Origin of the sequence: Bartonella sp. AP36NXGY (assembly GCF_042195865.1) — a bacterium.
Taxonomy (GTDB): domain Bacteria; phylum Pseudomonadota; class Alphaproteobacteria; order Rhizobiales; family Rhizobiaceae; genus Bartonella.
In genome coordinates, this window is sequence record NZ_JBHIPD010000002.1 from 1 (window position 1) to 15346 (window position 15346).

General features: G+C 37.3%; 11 protein-coding genes, 3 tRNA genes and 1 pseudogene. 2 read left to right on the plus strand and 13 right to left on the minus strand.

What is annotated here, in order from left to right; genetic code table 11:
* The 3 genes and pseudogenes from ACFINX_RS00975 to ACFINX_RS00985 all read right to left on the minus strand — a co-directional run.
* Window positions 1-76 (minus strand): annotated as a pseudogene (locus ACFINX_RS00975) (elongation factor Tu); the annotation flags it as partial.
* A 181-nt stretch (window positions 77-257) separates the two neighbouring features.
* Window positions 258-331 (minus strand) — tRNA-Gly (locus ACFINX_RS00980).
* A 31-nt stretch (window positions 332-362) separates the two neighbouring features.
* Window positions 363-446 (minus strand) — tRNA-Tyr (locus ACFINX_RS00985).
* A gap of 205 nt (window positions 447-651) precedes the next feature.
* Here ACFINX_RS00985 and ACFINX_RS00990 point away from each other — a divergent pair.
* Window positions 652-1482 (plus strand): TrmH family RNA methyltransferase, encoded by an 831-nt coding sequence (locus tag ACFINX_RS00990; protein ID WP_375612889.1) that lies wholly within the window; start codon window positions 652-654, stop codon window positions 1480-1482.
* Here the strand turns inward: ACFINX_RS00990 and ACFINX_RS00995 are convergent.
* The 6 genes from ACFINX_RS00995 to ACFINX_RS01020 all read right to left on the minus strand — a co-directional run bounded on the left by ACFINX_RS00995 (window position 1479) and on the right by ACFINX_RS01020 (window position 7457).
* Window positions 1479-2210, minus strand: coding sequence for a rhomboid family intramembrane serine protease (locus ACFINX_RS00995; RefSeq protein WP_375649652.1), 732 nt, complete (start codon window positions 2208-2210; stop codon window positions 1479-1481). The genes ACFINX_RS00990 and ACFINX_RS00995 overlap by 4 nt on opposite strands.
* 876 nt (window positions 2211-3086) lie before the next feature.
* On the minus strand, window positions 3087-3512 hold the full coding sequence (locus tag ACFINX_RS01000; RefSeq protein ID WP_375611302.1) for a DUF2155 domain-containing protein: 426 nt from the start codon (window positions 3510-3512) through the stop codon (window positions 3087-3089).
* An 89-nt stretch (window positions 3513-3601) separates the two neighbouring features.
* Window positions 3602-4000, minus strand: a complete 399-nt coding sequence (locus ACFINX_RS01005) for an NADH:ubiquinone oxidoreductase subunit NDUFA12 (RefSeq protein ID WP_375638123.1) — start codon at window positions 3998-4000, stop codon at window positions 3602-3604.
* Window positions 4001-4181: 181 nt separating this feature from the next.
* A complete protein-coding gene (gatB, locus tag ACFINX_RS01010) occupies window positions 4182-5681 on the minus strand; it encodes an Asp-tRNA(Asn)/Glu-tRNA(Gln) amidotransferase subunit GatB (RefSeq protein WP_375611286.1) in 1500 nt (499 codons plus the stop codon).
* A gap of 130 nt (window positions 5682-5811) precedes the next feature.
* The gene (tig, locus tag ACFINX_RS01015; protein ID WP_375612892.1) at window positions 5812-7239 is read right to left on the minus strand and encodes a trigger factor; all 1428 of its coding nucleotides are present in this window, start codon (window positions 7237-7239) and stop codon (window positions 5812-5814) included.
* Window positions 7240-7374: 135 nt separating this feature from the next.
* Window positions 7375-7457 (minus strand) — tRNA-Leu (locus ACFINX_RS01020).
* 133 nt (window positions 7458-7590) lie between these two features.
* On the opposite strand from ACFINX_RS01020, the gene trmFO reads away from it, so the two are divergent.
* The gene (trmFO, locus tag ACFINX_RS01025) at window positions 7591-9000 is read left to right on the plus strand and encodes a methylenetetrahydrofolate--tRNA-(uracil(54)-C(5))-methyltransferase (FADH(2)-oxidizing) TrmFO (protein ID WP_375638120.1); all 1410 of its coding nucleotides are present in this window, start codon (window positions 7591-7593) and stop codon (window positions 8998-9000) included.
* A 1047-nt stretch (window positions 9001-10047) separates the two neighbouring features.
* On the opposite strand, the gene ACFINX_RS01030 is transcribed toward trmFO, so the two are convergent.
* The 4 genes from ACFINX_RS01030 to clpP form a co-directional block, all read right to left on the minus strand.
* Window positions 10048-10326: an HU family DNA-binding protein gene (locus ACFINX_RS01030; RefSeq protein WP_375611283.1), complete on the minus strand. Its 279-nt coding sequence runs from the start codon at window positions 10324-10326 to the stop codon at window positions 10048-10050.
* Between the two features lie 229 nt (window positions 10327-10555).
* Window positions 10556-12982 (minus strand): endopeptidase La, encoded by a 2427-nt coding sequence (gene lon / locus ACFINX_RS01035; RefSeq protein ID WP_375628987.1) that lies wholly within the window; start codon window positions 12980-12982, stop codon window positions 10556-10558.
* A gap of 183 nt (window positions 12983-13165) precedes the next feature.
* A complete protein-coding gene (clpX, locus tag ACFINX_RS01040; RefSeq protein WP_273723371.1) occupies window positions 13166-14440 on the minus strand; it encodes an ATP-dependent Clp protease ATP-binding subunit ClpX in 1275 nt (424 codons plus the stop codon).
* Between the two features lie 182 nt (window positions 14441-14622).
* Entirely contained in the window at window positions 14623-15255 is a 633-nt protein-coding gene (clpP, locus tag ACFINX_RS01045; protein ID WP_375611281.1) for an ATP-dependent Clp endopeptidase proteolytic subunit ClpP, read from the minus strand.
* Window positions 15256-15346 lie beyond the last annotated feature (91 nt).

The following is a 15346-nucleotide window of genomic DNA, read 5'->3' on the forward strand; positions in this document are numbered from 1 at the left end:
TCTTCCCATGATCAACGTGACCAATCGTACCAATATTAACATGCGGTTTTGTTCGTTCAAACTTGCTCTTCGCCATTGCTATTAATCTCTTGTTTTATTCCCTATTTTTATTAGCACCTAGGGACAGTTCTGCAAAACTTAAGTCTGACCAGACTGTAAACAGCCCAATCACCACAACTCTTAGACGGAAAACCCCACCAAATCTATAAATGGAATATCCTCCATCATACCTATTTGCCCAATCATCAACAACCATTTGGAGCGGGTAGCGGGAATCGAACCCGCATATTCAGCTTGGAAGGCTGCTGCTCTACCATTGAGCTATACCCGCATGACCCACGTACTAACTCTCCTTCGATGAATGGTGGAGGGGGTTGGATTCGAACCAACGTAGCATACGCAACGGATTTACAGTCCGCCCCCTTTAACCACTCGGGCACCCCTCCATTACACCGATAAAGTCGCGCAATGAGACATCACGACAACCATCTTGAATACCCATTCAATTCAATCTGATTGCGAAGTGGTTATGACGATTACTATTGTATCTGTCAACAGAATAAATACAATTCTGTACAAATTTCCTGCTCATAATTTTAAATCATAGATTTTTTCTCTCTATTTTTCTTATTAACACGTTATAAAGAAGCTATGAAAGAAAAAACATCACAAAATTCTCATTATGCTCGTTTGCGTCGCCGATATCGCGATACAAAAGGCTCTCCTTCTCGATCTTTTACACACCCAAAGAAGAAAGCTGCTTCTTTACAGCAAGAGATCATCCATCTTTATGGCATTCATTCTGTTCAGGCTGCTTTAGAAAACCCAAAAAGAATTTTAAAATGTCTTTACGTTACACAAAATGCCTTAAAACGATTAAATATATCCGAATCAGATTATCCTTGCTCTGTTACATTATGCACCCCCAAATATCTTGATTCGCTTGTTGGAAGTGAGGCTGTTCATCAAGGTATTGTTTTGGAAACTCTCCCCCTCAAACCATGCAAACTGTCGGAACTAACCAATACTGATCTGGTCATTGTCATGGATCAAATTACCGATCCACATAATGTTGGCGCTATTATGCGCTCTGCAGTTGCATTGAAAGCTAAAGCACTTATTACAACTTGCCGTCACTCTCCCCACGAAAGCGGTGTTCTTGCGAAAGCGGCATCTGGAGCTCTGGAAATGATTCATTATATTACCGTACGAAACCTTGCTGAAGCTCTTCAAGAACTTCATCAAACAGGTTTTACAAGCTTTGGTCTCGATTCAGAAGGTGACCAACCTCTAGAAACAGCATTAACAGGGAATAAAATTGCTCTTGTTTTAGGAGCAGAAGGTAAAGGTTTACGTAAAAAAACACGCGAAACCGTTTGCGCTTTAACACGCCTTGACATGCCTGGAAATATTAAATCATTAAATGTTTCAAATGCAGCAACAATAGCTCTTTATGTGGCACATCAATATCTTAGATTCTAGTTTTTAATTTTTTGTGAAACATCAAAAAAACCAACCAACAAAAAACCCGCAAAAAACCCGCCAATATGAGCTTCCCATGCTATTGAGATGCCATTTTCTTCAAACAAAATAGAAGAAATACCTATGATCAAATCAGTCGTCAGCCATACACTCATATAAACAAGAACCCCCTTAGAACACAGAGCTTTTTTGACAGATAATAAAGGTCCTAAAAGTTTTTCGTTCTGCGCATTGACAGCTAGATTACCACTAGGAAAACCGTAACGTGCAATAGCACCCATCATTCCAGATACGGCACCTGACGCCCCAATAAGTGATATGGTACTTTCTTGATGAAATGTAAAATAAGTCAAAACAGAAATAACTGCCGTTAACACCCAAAAAATTAAAAAACGTAAAACACCAAAATGCCTTGCTAAAGGAGAACCGAAAACCAAAAGCCAAACCATATTAAGAGCAACATGTTTAAAACTACTATGCATAAATGAATAACTCACCATGGTATAACAAAATGCTACAGGATCCCTCTTAAACAATGCTGGTATAAATGAAAAAAGCTCAAGACTTTCAACATAAACATGATGAGAAAAAAAATACTGAGAAATGCAATAAAGACAAAAACAAAATGCTATCAAAACAACTATAATAAATGGAACATTCAATAAGGGTTCTTTAGGTTGTTTTGGCAATCGGGAAACATCATTATGGTGGTGACTAGAAACTTTCATTGTATAAAATCTCGTATTTTTTAGAAAATGGGTTATACTTTATACAAAATAAATATACCATTCCCAGTGATGCAGAATCTTCTCAACGCCTCTTCGAAACCCCTTTTTAAATTTTCAATAGCTCTATATGAAAACACGTGTATTTTATACAAAAGATTTTAAAAAGCATGGATATCAAGAATATGATTTACAAACTTAGTGGTATCCTACTTACTTAAATGTGAAGTTACCATGCAATATACAAGAACTTACGAATAGACAAACTCACTTATGAGGTGGTGTATAATAAAAATATATAAACATTATTTTCTTACTAGAAATATATTGATTATTGCATTTTTTAACCAAGCTATACTTCGATTGATAAACTTTAAAGAATCTTAAATCTCAATTTTTCCATTAATATGGCCTGCATTGCTTCTACGCTTTGAACGAAAAACGACATCTCTATGAGAAAAATACCAATACAGCGTTCTCTAGATATAATAATTAGTGTTTCATGATAAATTACTTACTTGATAATCTGTTTCCCACATACATGCAAAAGCGTCAGTTCATCTCTTTAACAAATATAAACAAGCCTTTCATTTCAACCTTTAACAGATATAATTCAAGAACTGTCTCTTATGAAACACTTAAAAAATATGTTGATTCTAATGATGCATCTTTGAATTTAAACAGTTCATGACGGAATTTTTTATTCCTTTTTTTAGACAGTGTTATTGACACATCCGCCACTTGTAACGCGCAAGAGAATAGTTTGGATTATTCAATATAAAAAAAATTAAATGAGGTAATCATAGGAATTTGCTATTAAGTTGTAAAATGATAAAGGACCATTATAAATCAATGTATTATAAATAGATAACACACTAATTATTGAAGAGGAAGATCTTGAGCATTCTGCTTGCAATCCTTTAACCACACATCATAAATAGGATGCTCAACAGCGTTCAAACCAGGACTATCTGCAAACATCCATCCTGTAAAAATACGCCGTATTTTTTTATCTAATGTTACTTCATTGACTTCAACAAAACCAGTTGTACGCGTGGGTTCATCTTTAGAGCTCGTATAACACGCACGTGGTGTTACCTGTAATGCGCCGTACTGATAAATTTTACCAAGAGTAACTTCAAAACGTGTGGTCCGTCCCGTGATTTTGTCAAGACCTGCAAAAACAGCAATTCCATTGCTAATACGCTCAGCCCGCACCCCATTATTTAAGGATAAAAACACTAAAATTTCCATAAAAAAAATATAAAAAAAATGCCTCGCCCCTAACAATAAAAAAAATCTCATCATATCAAAATCAATCGCACCTTAAAAAATAATTCTTTTCATAACATAGAGTCAAATAAGACAAAAATACACACGCACATTAAAACATGTTATTTTTTAGGTGACCACGCATCATAATCTTCATGCACACAAGAACGCTCTCCATTGGAGGTGATAGCCCCCTTTGGTCGATAGTTCTCATTTGTTCCTGTCATATTGGCAACATGTGGCTTTTCCCATTCATAAGGATGATAATCCTCTTGTGTTGGTGGACACTCACAGCGATGATGAATCCAGCCATGCCAACCTGGTGGAATAGTAGAGGCCTCAGAATAGCCTTTATAGATAACCCAACGGTGCGGATAACCATCCTTATGAAGTCCTCCTTCATAATATATATTTCCAAATTGATCTTCCCCTATCCGCTTACCTTTGCGCCATGTGAAAAAACGCGTACCAATGGTATTGCCATTCCACCATGTGAAGATTTGCTTAAAAAAACGAGCCATCTGCTATTCCATTCATTTAGTGCGTTCATGAAATTAATCGTTGGAATAAAATTATTAACGATTGAAATTATCGAAAAAGTTACTAGTAAATTCAACTACAATTCCAATTGATAGGTTAACGTGCTATCCTTTAATTTCAAGAAGATATCATATGTATGGCTTCTTCTCCACCCCATAAAATTTAATCTATGCCAAGTTTCATCTTAACCAATTCATTAACAGCTTGGGGATTTGCCTTACCACCTGTTACTTTCATTACCTGTCCAACAAACCAACCAGCTAAAGCAGGTTTGTGCTTTGCTTGCGCAACTTTATCAGAATTATTGGCAACGATCTCATCAACAGCTCTTTCAATAGCCTTTGTATCCGTTACCTGCTTCATATTTCGTTCTTCTACAATTTGGCGTGCATCTCCCCCCTCATTCCAAATAATCTCAAAAAGATCTTTGGCAATTTTTCCAGAAATAACTCCTTCTTTTATAAGATCAATAATGCTTCCCAATTGATTTGGCGATACTGGTGACTCTTCAATCTCACGATTATCTTTATTTAAAGCCCCTAAAAGGTCGTTAATCACCCAATTGGCAACTATTTTTCCATCACGCCCACGCGCTACCTCTTCAAAATAATCAGCAATAGCCTTTTCTGTCACAAGAATGGAAGCATCATACACTGTCAATCCCATTTCCTTAACAAAACGTGCTTTTATAGCGTCAGGCAACTCTGGTAAGTCTGCTGCCAAAGCATCCACAAATGCTTGATCAAATTCTAACGGTAAAAGATCAGGATCAGGAAAATAACGATAGTCATGCGCTTCTTCCTTTGAGCGCATAGAGCGCGTTTCACCTTTAGCGGCATCAAAAAGCCGAGTCTCTTGATCTATGACGCCTCCATCTTCTAAAATTGCGATCTGACGACGCGCTTCATATTCAATTGCTTGACCAATAAAGCGAATAGAATTCACATTTTTAATTTCACAGCGCGTTCCAAAATTTTCACCAGGACGACGAACAGATACATTGACATCTGCACGCATAGAACCTTCATCCATATTGCCATCGCAAGTGCCCAAATAACGAACAATCGTACGCAATTTTGTCATATAGGCTTTGGCTTCATCTGATGAGCGCATATCAGGCTTGGAAACAATTTCCATAAGAGCAACACCAGAACGATTAAGATCTACAAAAGACATTGTTGGATGTTGATCGTGCATCGATTTTCCAGCATCTTGTTCAAGATGCAACCTCTCAATTCCCACTTCAATATCCTCAAATTGGCCATTCGAATCTGGACCAACAGATATAATAATCTTTCCCTCTCCCACAATCGGATAGCGAAATTGAGAAATCTGATACCCCTGCGGTAAATCTGGATAAAAATAGTTTTTGCGATCAAAAACAGATCTTAAATTAATATGCGCCTTTAATCCTAACCCCGTTCGAACCGCTTGACGAACACATTCTTGATTAAGAACAGGTAACATACCTGGCATGGCTGCATCAATAAGTGATACATGACTGTTCGGCTCTGCACCAAATTTTGTTGATGCTCCTGAAAAAAGTTTTGAATTTGATATGATTTGCGCATGAACTTCCATGCCAATGATGACTTCCCAATCACCTGTAACTCCAGAAATAAAACGCTTAGAATCAGGAGTACGCGTATCAATGATGCTCATTGCCAATCCACTACCAATATTTTAAAATTTACTCATGGCTTATCTAAAACCATTCTCTCAGTGTAACCCCAGGACATAAATCTTACAACACAAGCCCGTTTCTATCGGGCTTGTTCTGTTTGCATAAATATTAAGCTTTTTTAGGAGCCTTTTTCTTAGCTGGTTTTTTCTCTGTAGACGTTTCTTTCACTGCAGACTTTTTCTTTGCCGGCTTTTCTTCAGGGATATCTGATTCGTCATATTCTTTCATCAACTCTTCAACCGTCACTTCTTTATCTGTGACTTTTATCTGTGCTAATAAATGATCAATGACCTTTTCTTCAAAAATCGGAGCACGTAGATTTTCAACAGCTTCCGGAGTCTTACGGAAAAAATCCATAATCTCTTTCTCTTGTCCAGGATACTGGCGAACCTGATCAAAAACTGCTGCTTTTAGCTCATCCTCACTAACTTTAACACCAACCTTCATTCCAATTTCAGAAAGCACCAAACCAAGACGAACACGACGCTGCGCAAGGACACGATATTCCTCCCGTGCCTTTTCTTCTGTAATACCTTCATCTTCAAAACTGCGCCCAGCCTTTTTCAAATCATCATTAACCTGAGCCCATATATTGTTAAACTCAACCTCTAAAAGTTCTTCAGGAATCTCAAAATTATAATCAGCATCTAAAGCATCAAGAATTTGACGCTTAACTTTTTGACGTGTCACTGAACCATATTGGCTTTCAATCTGCCCACGAACGACCTCACGTAAGCGATCTAGAGACTCTAAACCAACTTTTTGCGCTGCTTCATCATCAATTTTTAATTCATCTGGTTTAAAGACAGCTTTGACAGTAATGTCAAACTCTGCTTCCCGTCCCGCCAAATGTGCCGCACTGTAATTATCAGGAAATTTAACAAAAATCGTTTTTACATCCCCAGCTTTCACACCAACCAATTGCTCTTCAAAACCAGGAATAAATTGTTTTGCCCCAAGAATCAGTTGTGCATCACTATCTGCCCCACCTTCAAATGGAACGCCTTCAAGCTTACCTTGATAATCTATGGTAATGCGATCACCTTCTTCAGAATTCCCCTCTTTTAGAGAATAATTACGCGTAGAAGAAAGGACGCGATTGACTTGATCATCAATATCCTGTTCAGGAATAATTGCAATTTCACGGATAACCTTAATATGTTCAAAATCTTTAATGTCAATTTTTGGTAAAACTTCATACTTTAAACTAAAAGTAAAATCAGCTTTGCCATCTAGAATTTTTTCATCTTCATCTATATCAATTTTTGGCTGCATCGCTGCACGTTCATTGCGGTCCGCTAAAATAGAACGGGGTGCATCACTGAGTATCTCATTGAGAATCTCCGCCATAAAGGATTTACCATACATTTTTCGCAAATGCCCACTAGGCACTTTACCGGGACGAAAACCATTAAGCTTGATTTTTCCCTTGGTATCATCCAATCGTTCATTCAACTTTTCTTCTAAATCTTTCGCTGGAACCACGATCTTAATTTCGCGCTTCAGTCCTTCATTAAGCGTCTCGGTAACCTGCATTAAACACCTTCATTTTTCTAAGGAGAGGGATCAACCCACTCTAATAATCATTACATTCTAACACTTCGAGTGTTACATTTACCATGAAGCGGAATTTCAGACACGTAGAAATCCGTAGCACTTAAGGGATTGCTTTGGTGCGGATGGAGGGACTCGAACCCCCACGGTCTCCCGCCAGAACCTAAATCTGGTGCGTCTACCAATTTCGCCACATCCGCCAAACTGACAAGCTAATAACCTTATACAAGCGGCGTCTCTATACCATTAATTACAGAAAAAAAGCAAACAAATATATTAAAAAAAACAAAATCTACGCTTTTCATACACGGCTGCTTACGCTAAAAGTCGATTATGTTAAAGACATTTGATACTCCAATTCATATCATCGGTGGTGGCCTTGCAGGGTGTGAAGCAAGCTGGCAAATCGCTCAGTCAGGAATTTCTGTTATTTTGCATGAAATGCGCCCCCTAAAAAAATCAGATGCCCATAAAACCGATCATTTGGCAGAACTGGTTTGTTCAAATTCATTTCGTTGCGATGATTCATCAACAAATGCCGTAGGACTTCTCCATGCTGAAATGCGATTAGCGAAATCATTAATTATGAAAGCTGCTGATACCAATAAAGTCCCTGCAGGGAGTGCTCTTGCCGTTGACCGTGATGGATTTTCAAAAACCGTTACAACAGCACTAGAAAACCACCCTCTTATAACAATCAAACGTGAAGAAGTTCAAAAAATTCCTAAAGCTTGGCAACATGTTATCATTGCAACAGGTCCCCTTACCTCATCTGCACTTGCTCAAGAATTACAAGCAATAACCGGAACAGAATCGCTCTCTTTTTTTGATGCTATTGCACCTATTATCCATACCGACAGTATTGATATGAATATTTGTTGGTATCAGTCTCGCTATGATAAAATTGGTCCTGAAGGAACAGGAAAAGATTATCTTAATTGTCCCCTCAACAAAGAACAATATGAAACATTCGTTCAAGCGTTAAAAAATGCCGACAAAACAGAGTTTCGTGACTTTGAAAAAACACCCTATTTTGATGGGTGCCTACCCATTGAAATTATGGCTGAACGCGGACTTGAAACTTTAAGACATGGACCTATGAAACCTATGGGCTTAACCAATGCCCATAACCCTACAGTTAAACCTTATGCTGTTGTTCAATTACGCCAAGATAATAAACTTGGAACCCTTTACAATATGGTCGGCTTTCAAACAAAACTGAAATATGGTGAACAAATTCGCATTTTTAGAACGATTCCCGGTCTTGAAAAAGCAGAGTTTGCGCGTCTTGGTGGTCTTCACCGCAATACCTACCTCAACTCTCCAATCATTCTTGATCAAACCCTTCGTTTAAAACAAACAAAACGACTACGCTTTGCAGGACAAATTACCGGATGTGAAGGTTATGTAGAATCAGCTGCAATAGGGCTTCTTGCTGGACATTTTGCCGCTGCAGAATATCATCATAACTGTCCTTGCCTCCCCCCACAAACCACTGCATTCGGTGCCCTTTTGCATCATATTACGGGGGGGCATATTGTAATAGAAGAAACAGAAAGACAATCCTTTCAGCCAATGAATATCAATTTCGGACTCTTTCCCCCTATTACTTCTATTAAACATTCAGAAAAACGCTTACCAAGTAAAGAAAAAAAATTAGCAAAAAAGCAAGTTATAACAGCGAGAGCTCTCAATGATTGTATTCAGTGGTTAGCAAATAAAGAATCAAAGAGCTTCTGTTGATAAAAATCACACGATTCGCCTCTCTAATAAATCTCTATGACTCTCATGAAAAAGTCATTCTAAAGCCTTTTACTGTCTTCTCCAATCCATGAATACTTCTCTATGTTTCGTTATTTATTCTATAACGTAGATGCTATAAAAAACTTTATCGCTATAAAAAACTTTACCGCTATCAATGATTTAATATGATTTAATGACTAAAAACAAAATAATTATATAAACATATTATGAATAATCAAAATAAATAAATGGAAATACACAAGTAATACTGTACTATCTTTATTAATAGTTTTTATATTACGTAATGTATATTATTTTATAAGAGTAATTTTTCTGTTTTGTAACTTCCTCCCTCAAAATTTATGATCTTCTCTTATTTTAACTCTTGTATGATGAAGGAAAAATACTCGCTTGCATATCACAAGTGAAATAAAGATATGGAAAAAATATTTGTAGGATAGAGCTGGAGCTATCTCTCCCCTCTCAAATGCCAAGAAAAATCCCAATATTAAAAACCAAATCTGAATATCAAAAGATTTTTTTATTTCAGGATCTTATAATAAATCAATAAAATTATCCTCTTGGTGCGTCACAAGAAAGGTTGGCGTATAAGAGTAAAAGAATAAAACTATCCCTTATGCACTCGTCTCAGATATCTGGGGCTAGTCGCAACATTATAGGAACTGAGAAAATAGATAGCAAGGTGGCACCAACATGCACTTTTATTAAGCGTAAATGGTGATATATAATAACTTTTATGGACTTTACAGAGTTTTCCGCTTCATATTATTTACGGATCTTGTTTTGAAATAAATACCGTAACACTTCAGCGTAATAAAAGTTAATATTACATTTTATAAGCCATACCCGCGCTCAATTAATACAGTACAATATTTCATTGAAAAGACTAAAAACAATATATTTCAGCAATACATGAAAATAAAAAATATCGCAAGGATCTCAAAGTTTTATGTGAAAAACAAGCATAACACATGTGTTAAAAAAACCCGTTTATAAATAAATCGGGTTTTTTTAATGTAGCTTAAATTATTTTTTATTAACTGCTTCTTTAAGGCTTTTTCCTGCAGAAAATTTGGGTACAGAACGTGCTGGAATATCGATTTCAGCACCAGTTGAAGGATTACGCCCCTTTGTTGCAGCACGATGAGAAACTTCAAAAGTGCCAAAACCTGGAAGACGAACATCTCCCCCTGAAGCCAAAGCTTCTGTTACAGAAGCCATAAAAGCATCAACAACAGCACCAGCTTGCGCTTTCGAAACACCTGCCTTTTCAGCAACGGAGCTAACGAATTCACTTTTATTCATAAAATATTTCCTTTCCCTATATTACCTGAACATGACTTAATCATGTTATTGGTCAGTTTATTGAAAAGTACAGCAAACAGAAGTCTTATTTTTATCCAAAACATTGTTTTTTTAGCAATAATCACAGTTATTCACGGAATTTTTCACTTTTTCCAACAAAAAACAGAATAATAACCTCAACAACATCTTCTACCACCTAAAAAATGCCGTTATAAATGAGATAAGTGAATCAGTGCGCAATCTGTATTCCTTCACTATCACTGCTCTCTGACCGGATTGGCACAGCCCCTGTAGAGGGTTCTTTCCATTCAATAGTGTCTGGAAAACGAACCAAAGCGTGTTTCAAAACTTCACTCACATGATTTACCGGAATAATTTCCATATTATTTTTGACATCATCAGGAATATCAACCAAATCTTTTGCATTTTCTTCAGGAATAAGTACTTTTTTTATCCCTCCTCGAAGAGCTGCTAAGAGTTTTTCTTTTAATCCACCAATGGGTAAAACGCGTCCACGTAAAGTAATTTCACCAGTCATTGCAATATCTTTATGCACAGCTACTCCTGTAAGGACCGAAACAATTGCTGTCACCATTGCAATCCCAGCCGATGGGCCATCTTTTGGTGTCGCACCCTCTGGAACATGAACATGGATATCGCGTTTTTCAAAAAGTGGAGGTTCAATACCAAAATCAACAGCACGAGAACGTACATAAGATGCTGCCGCTGAAATGGACTCTTTCATAATATCACGTAAATTTCCAGTTACAGTCATCTTCCCTTTGCCGGGCATCATAACTCCTTCAATAGTCAATAACTCTCCACCGACTTCTGTCCACGCAAGACCTGTTACAACACCAACTTGATTTTCTCCTTCAATCTGATTGTAATGATAACGTTTAACACCCAAGAAATCATGAATATTACTTTCTGTAACTTTTACAGATTTTTGATGTGTTTTGAGAATTTTTGTAACGGATTTGCGAGAAATTTTCATGAGTTCACGTTCAAGGTTACGAACGCCTGCCTCACGTGTATAAAACTGAATAATTGACCTTAGTGCTCCATCAGAAATACTGAGTTCTTTTTTAGACAAACAGTGATCTTTTAGTGCCTTTGGTAAAAGATGCTGTTTAACAATTTCCATTTTCTCACATTCAGTATAACCAGCGATACGAATAATTTCCATACGATCCATTAACGGACCTGGAATATTAAGCGTATTGGCAGTTGTGATAAACATGACATCAGAAAGATCATATTCAACTTCCAAATAGTGATCAATGAATGTACCATTTTGTTCAGGATCAAGAACTTCTAATAAAGCGGATGAAGGATCGCCACGAAAATCTTGGCCCATTTTATCAATTTCATCAAGCAAGAAAAGCGGATTAGATTTTTTTGCTTTTTTCATAGACTGGATAATTTTTCCAGGCATCGAGCCAATATATGTTCGGCGATGTCCACGAATTTCTGCTTCATCTCGGACACCTCCCAATGAGATACGAACATACTCACGTCCCGTTGCCTTTGCAATAGAGCGCGCTAATGATGTTTTCCCTACACCTGGAGGACCTAACAAACAAATAATGGGACCTTTTATCTTTGACGCGCGACTTTGTACGGCCAAATATTCAATAATTCGCTCCTTAACTTTCTCAAGACCAAAATGTTCATTATTCATGACCTTTTCAGCAAAATCTAAATTGTTTTTAATCTTAGATTTTTTACCCCAAGGCATTGCTAATAACCAATCAAGATAGTTACGTACAACTGTCGCTTCTGCAGACATCGGAGACATATTCCGTAATTTTCTCAATTCTGCTCCAGCTTTTTCCTGCGCTTCCTTGGATAGTTTTGTATTCTTGATACGCTCTTCTAATTCAGAGAGTTCATCTCGGCTATCATCACCTGCTCCTAACTCTTTTTGAATAGCCTTCATCTGCTCATTGAGATAATATTCTCGTTGGTTTTTTTCCATTTGCCGTTTAACATGCGAACGAATACGTTTTTCAACCTGCAAAACAGAAATTTCTCCTTCCATGAAGGACAAAACACGTTCAAGACGGGCCCGCACAGGTAAGAGCTCTAATATTTCCTGTTTTTCTGCCAGTTTAATCATCAAATGAGAAGCAATCGTATCGGCAAGCTTAGAAGGATTATCAAGCTGGCCAATCGCATTCACAACTTCAGGAGAGATTTTTTTATTAAGCTTTACATAGTTTTCAAAATAAGTAATCACTGACCTTGAAAGAGCTTCAATCTCAACATCACTCTCTCTAGGTTCTTCTGTAACAGTTGCAAAAGCCTGATGATAACCTTCACTTAAAGAAAATTGACTAATTTTTGCACGTGCAGTTCCTTCAACCAAAACCTTTACAGTACCATCAGGAAGCTTTAAAAGTTGAAGAATATTAGCAAATGTACCAATATGATAAACATCCTCTGATTTTGGATCGTCATCAGAAGCATTTTTTTGTGTCACCAATAGTATTTGCTTATCAACCGCCATCGTTTCTTCAAGAGCACGAATTGATTTTTCGCGGCCCACAAAAAGTGGAACAATCATATGGGGGAAGACAACAATATCACGAAGAGGTAAAACAGCATAAACCCCATCTCTTACTTCATCTGTCTTTTCATCAATATATTGCATAACTCTCCTTTCTGGAGCCTATGAGCTATCTACAACAATTAGCCCACCTTTAGAAAATCTCAGCTCTTCACTGTACATGAAGTGGTAATTACTCATACATAAATCAAGCATTATAATGATATTATTAGAAACACCTATCAAATACCGTTCACTACCACCTTTTATATTGTGCATCGCACAATGTCATGCTGATACATTTTCTTTATCTTCTGCACGTTCTGAGTAAATATAAAGAGGACGCGCTTTACCATCAACGACATCACTCGAAATAACCACTTTTTGAACGCCTTCAAGAGCCGGTAGCTCAAACATCGTCTCAAGAAGGATCTTCTCCATAATAGAACGTAAACCACGAGCACCAGTTTTACGTTCAATTGCTTTCTTTGCAATAACACGTAAAGCATCTTCATGAAATGCTAACTCAACATTCTCCATTTCAAAAAGACGCTGATATTGCTTTACTAACGCATTTTTAGGTTGGGATAAAATTTGCATGAGGGCGTTAACATCTAAATCCTCTAAGGTAGCGACTATAGGAAGCCGCCCAATAAATTCTGGTATTAAACCAAATTTAATAAGATCTTCAGGCTCTAAATCACGAAAAATTTCACCGACACAACGCTCATCCGGAGCCTTAACAGTCGCAGAAAAACCAATAGAAGTTTTTTCACCACGCCCTGAAATAATCCGTTCTAAACCTGCAAAAGCTCCCCCACAAATGAATAAGATGTTTGTGGTGTCAACCTGAAGAAACTCTTGTTGCGGATGCTTACGTCCACCTTGAGGAGGAACAGAAGCAATCGTTCCTTCCATAATTTTTAATAATGCTTGCTGAACTCCTTCCCCCGAAACATCTCTTGTAATAGAAGGATTGTCTGCTTTACGAGAAATCTTATCAACCTCATCGATATAAACAATACCACGCTGTGCACGTTCAACATTATAATCTGCTGCTTGAAGGAGCTTAAGAATAATATTTTCAACATCTTCTCCCACATAACCCGCTTCAGTCAAAGTGGTCGCATCCGCCATCGTAAAAGGCACATCAATAATACGTGCTAATGTTTGTGCAAGATAAGTTTTACCACAACCCGTTGGACCAACAAGAAGAATATTTGATTTAGCCAACTCAATATCATTGCTTTTAGACTGATGCGCCAACCGTTTATAATGATTATGAACAGCAACAGAAAGAACACGCTTTGCATGCTGCTGACCAATAACATAGTCATCAAGAACTGTTATAATTTCCTGTGGCGTAGGAACACCATCACGCACCTTAACCCCAGAAGACTTATTTTCTTCCCGAATAATATCCATGCAAAGCTCTACACATTCATCACAGATAAATACAGTAGGCCCCGCAATGAGCTTACGCACCTCATGCTGACTCTTGCCGCAGAACGAGCAATAGAGAGTATTTTTTGATTCGTTCCCGCTATTGCTAATTTTGCTCATTTTTCTTTCCTTTCACCACAATATATGAACACTTTGCCTTTTCAAAGGAAGCCTTTCATCATGAAAACTAAAAGACATATAGAAAACCATGCATGTCTCAATACTTTTAGGTGTTTCTCTTATTTTGCGATATTTTTTATAAAACTCTTGATTTAAAGTAGCTGTTTTTTCTATAAAAATTCTTAATCTTTTTCTTCTTTTTCAGTTTCTGCACGGTATTGTATAACATCATCAACTAAGCCAAACGCTTTGGCTTCTTCTGCTGTCATAAAATGATCGCGATCGAGAGTTCTCTCTATAACCTCATAATCTTGACTCGTATGTTGAACATAAATTTCATTTAAACGCCGTTTCATCTTTATAATATCTTGCGCATGTCGCTCAATATCTGAAGCTTGACCTTGAAAACCACCAGATGGTTGATGCACCATAATACGTGCGTTTGGCAATGTAAAACGATGACCTTTTGCTCCAGCCGTTAATAATAAAGACCCCATAGATGCCGCTTGCCCCATGCAAAGCGTAGAAACAGGAGGGCGAATAAACTGCATAGTATCATAAATAGCCATACCAGATGTTACGACACCACCTGGAGAATTAATATAAAGACTAATTTCTTTTTTAGGATTTTCCGCTTCCAAAAAAAGCAATTGTGCACAAACAAGCATTGCCATACCATCTTCAACAGGTCCATTAATAAAAATAATCCGTTCCTTTAAAAGACGGGAAAAAATATCATAGGCCCGTTCACCACGATTTGTTTGTTCAATAACCATAGGAACAAGGCTTAATGCTGTTTTCATTGGATCACTCATATTTTTACTTTCCGTTCATATAACAACCGCTCTTTACACATTCAATGTTTTTGTCCATATGTTAACATTACTCTCTTGTGCAAGCTACAAT

Excerpts from the sequence above, each read along its gene's own strand:
- ACFINX_RS00990 (WP_375612889.1), top strand. The coding sequence starts at position 652 with ATGAAAGAAAAAACATCACAAAATTCTCATTATGCTCGTTTGCGTCGC.
- ACFINX_RS00995 (WP_375649652.1), bottom strand. The coding sequence starts at position 2,210 with ATGAAAGTTTCTAGTCACCACCATAATGATGTTTCCCGATTGCCAAAA.
- ACFINX_RS01000 (WP_375611302.1), bottom strand. The coding sequence starts at position 3,512 with ATGAGATTTTTTTTATTGTTAGGGGCGAGGCATTTTTTTTATATTTTT.
- ACFINX_RS01005 (WP_375638123.1), bottom strand. The coding sequence starts at position 4,000 with ATGGCTCGTTTTTTTAAGCAAATCTTCACATGGTGGAATGGCAATACC.
- gatB (WP_375611286.1), bottom strand. The coding sequence starts at position 5,681 with ATGAGCATCATTGATACGCGTACTCCTGATTCTAAGCGTTTTATTTCT.
- tig (WP_375612892.1), bottom strand. The coding sequence starts at position 7,239 with ATGCAGGTTACCGAGACGCTTAATGAAGGACTGAAGCGCGAAATTAAG.
- trmFO (WP_375638120.1), top strand. The coding sequence starts at position 7,591 with ATGTTAAAGACATTTGATACTCCAATTCATATCATCGGTGGTGGCCTT.
- ACFINX_RS01030 (WP_375611283.1), bottom strand. The coding sequence starts at position 10,326 with ATGAATAAAAGTGAATTCGTTAGCTCCGTTGCTGAAAAGGCAGGTGTT.
- lon (WP_375628987.1), bottom strand. The coding sequence starts at position 12,982 with ATGCAATATATTGATGAAAAGACAGATGAAGTAAGAGATGGGGTTTAT.
- clpX (WP_273723371.1), bottom strand. The coding sequence starts at position 14,440 with ATGAGCAAAATTAGCAATAGCGGGAACGAATCAAAAAATACTCTCTAT.
- clpP (WP_375611281.1), bottom strand. The coding sequence starts at position 15,255 with ATGAGTGATCCAATGAAAACAGCATTAAGCCTTGTTCCTATGGTTATT.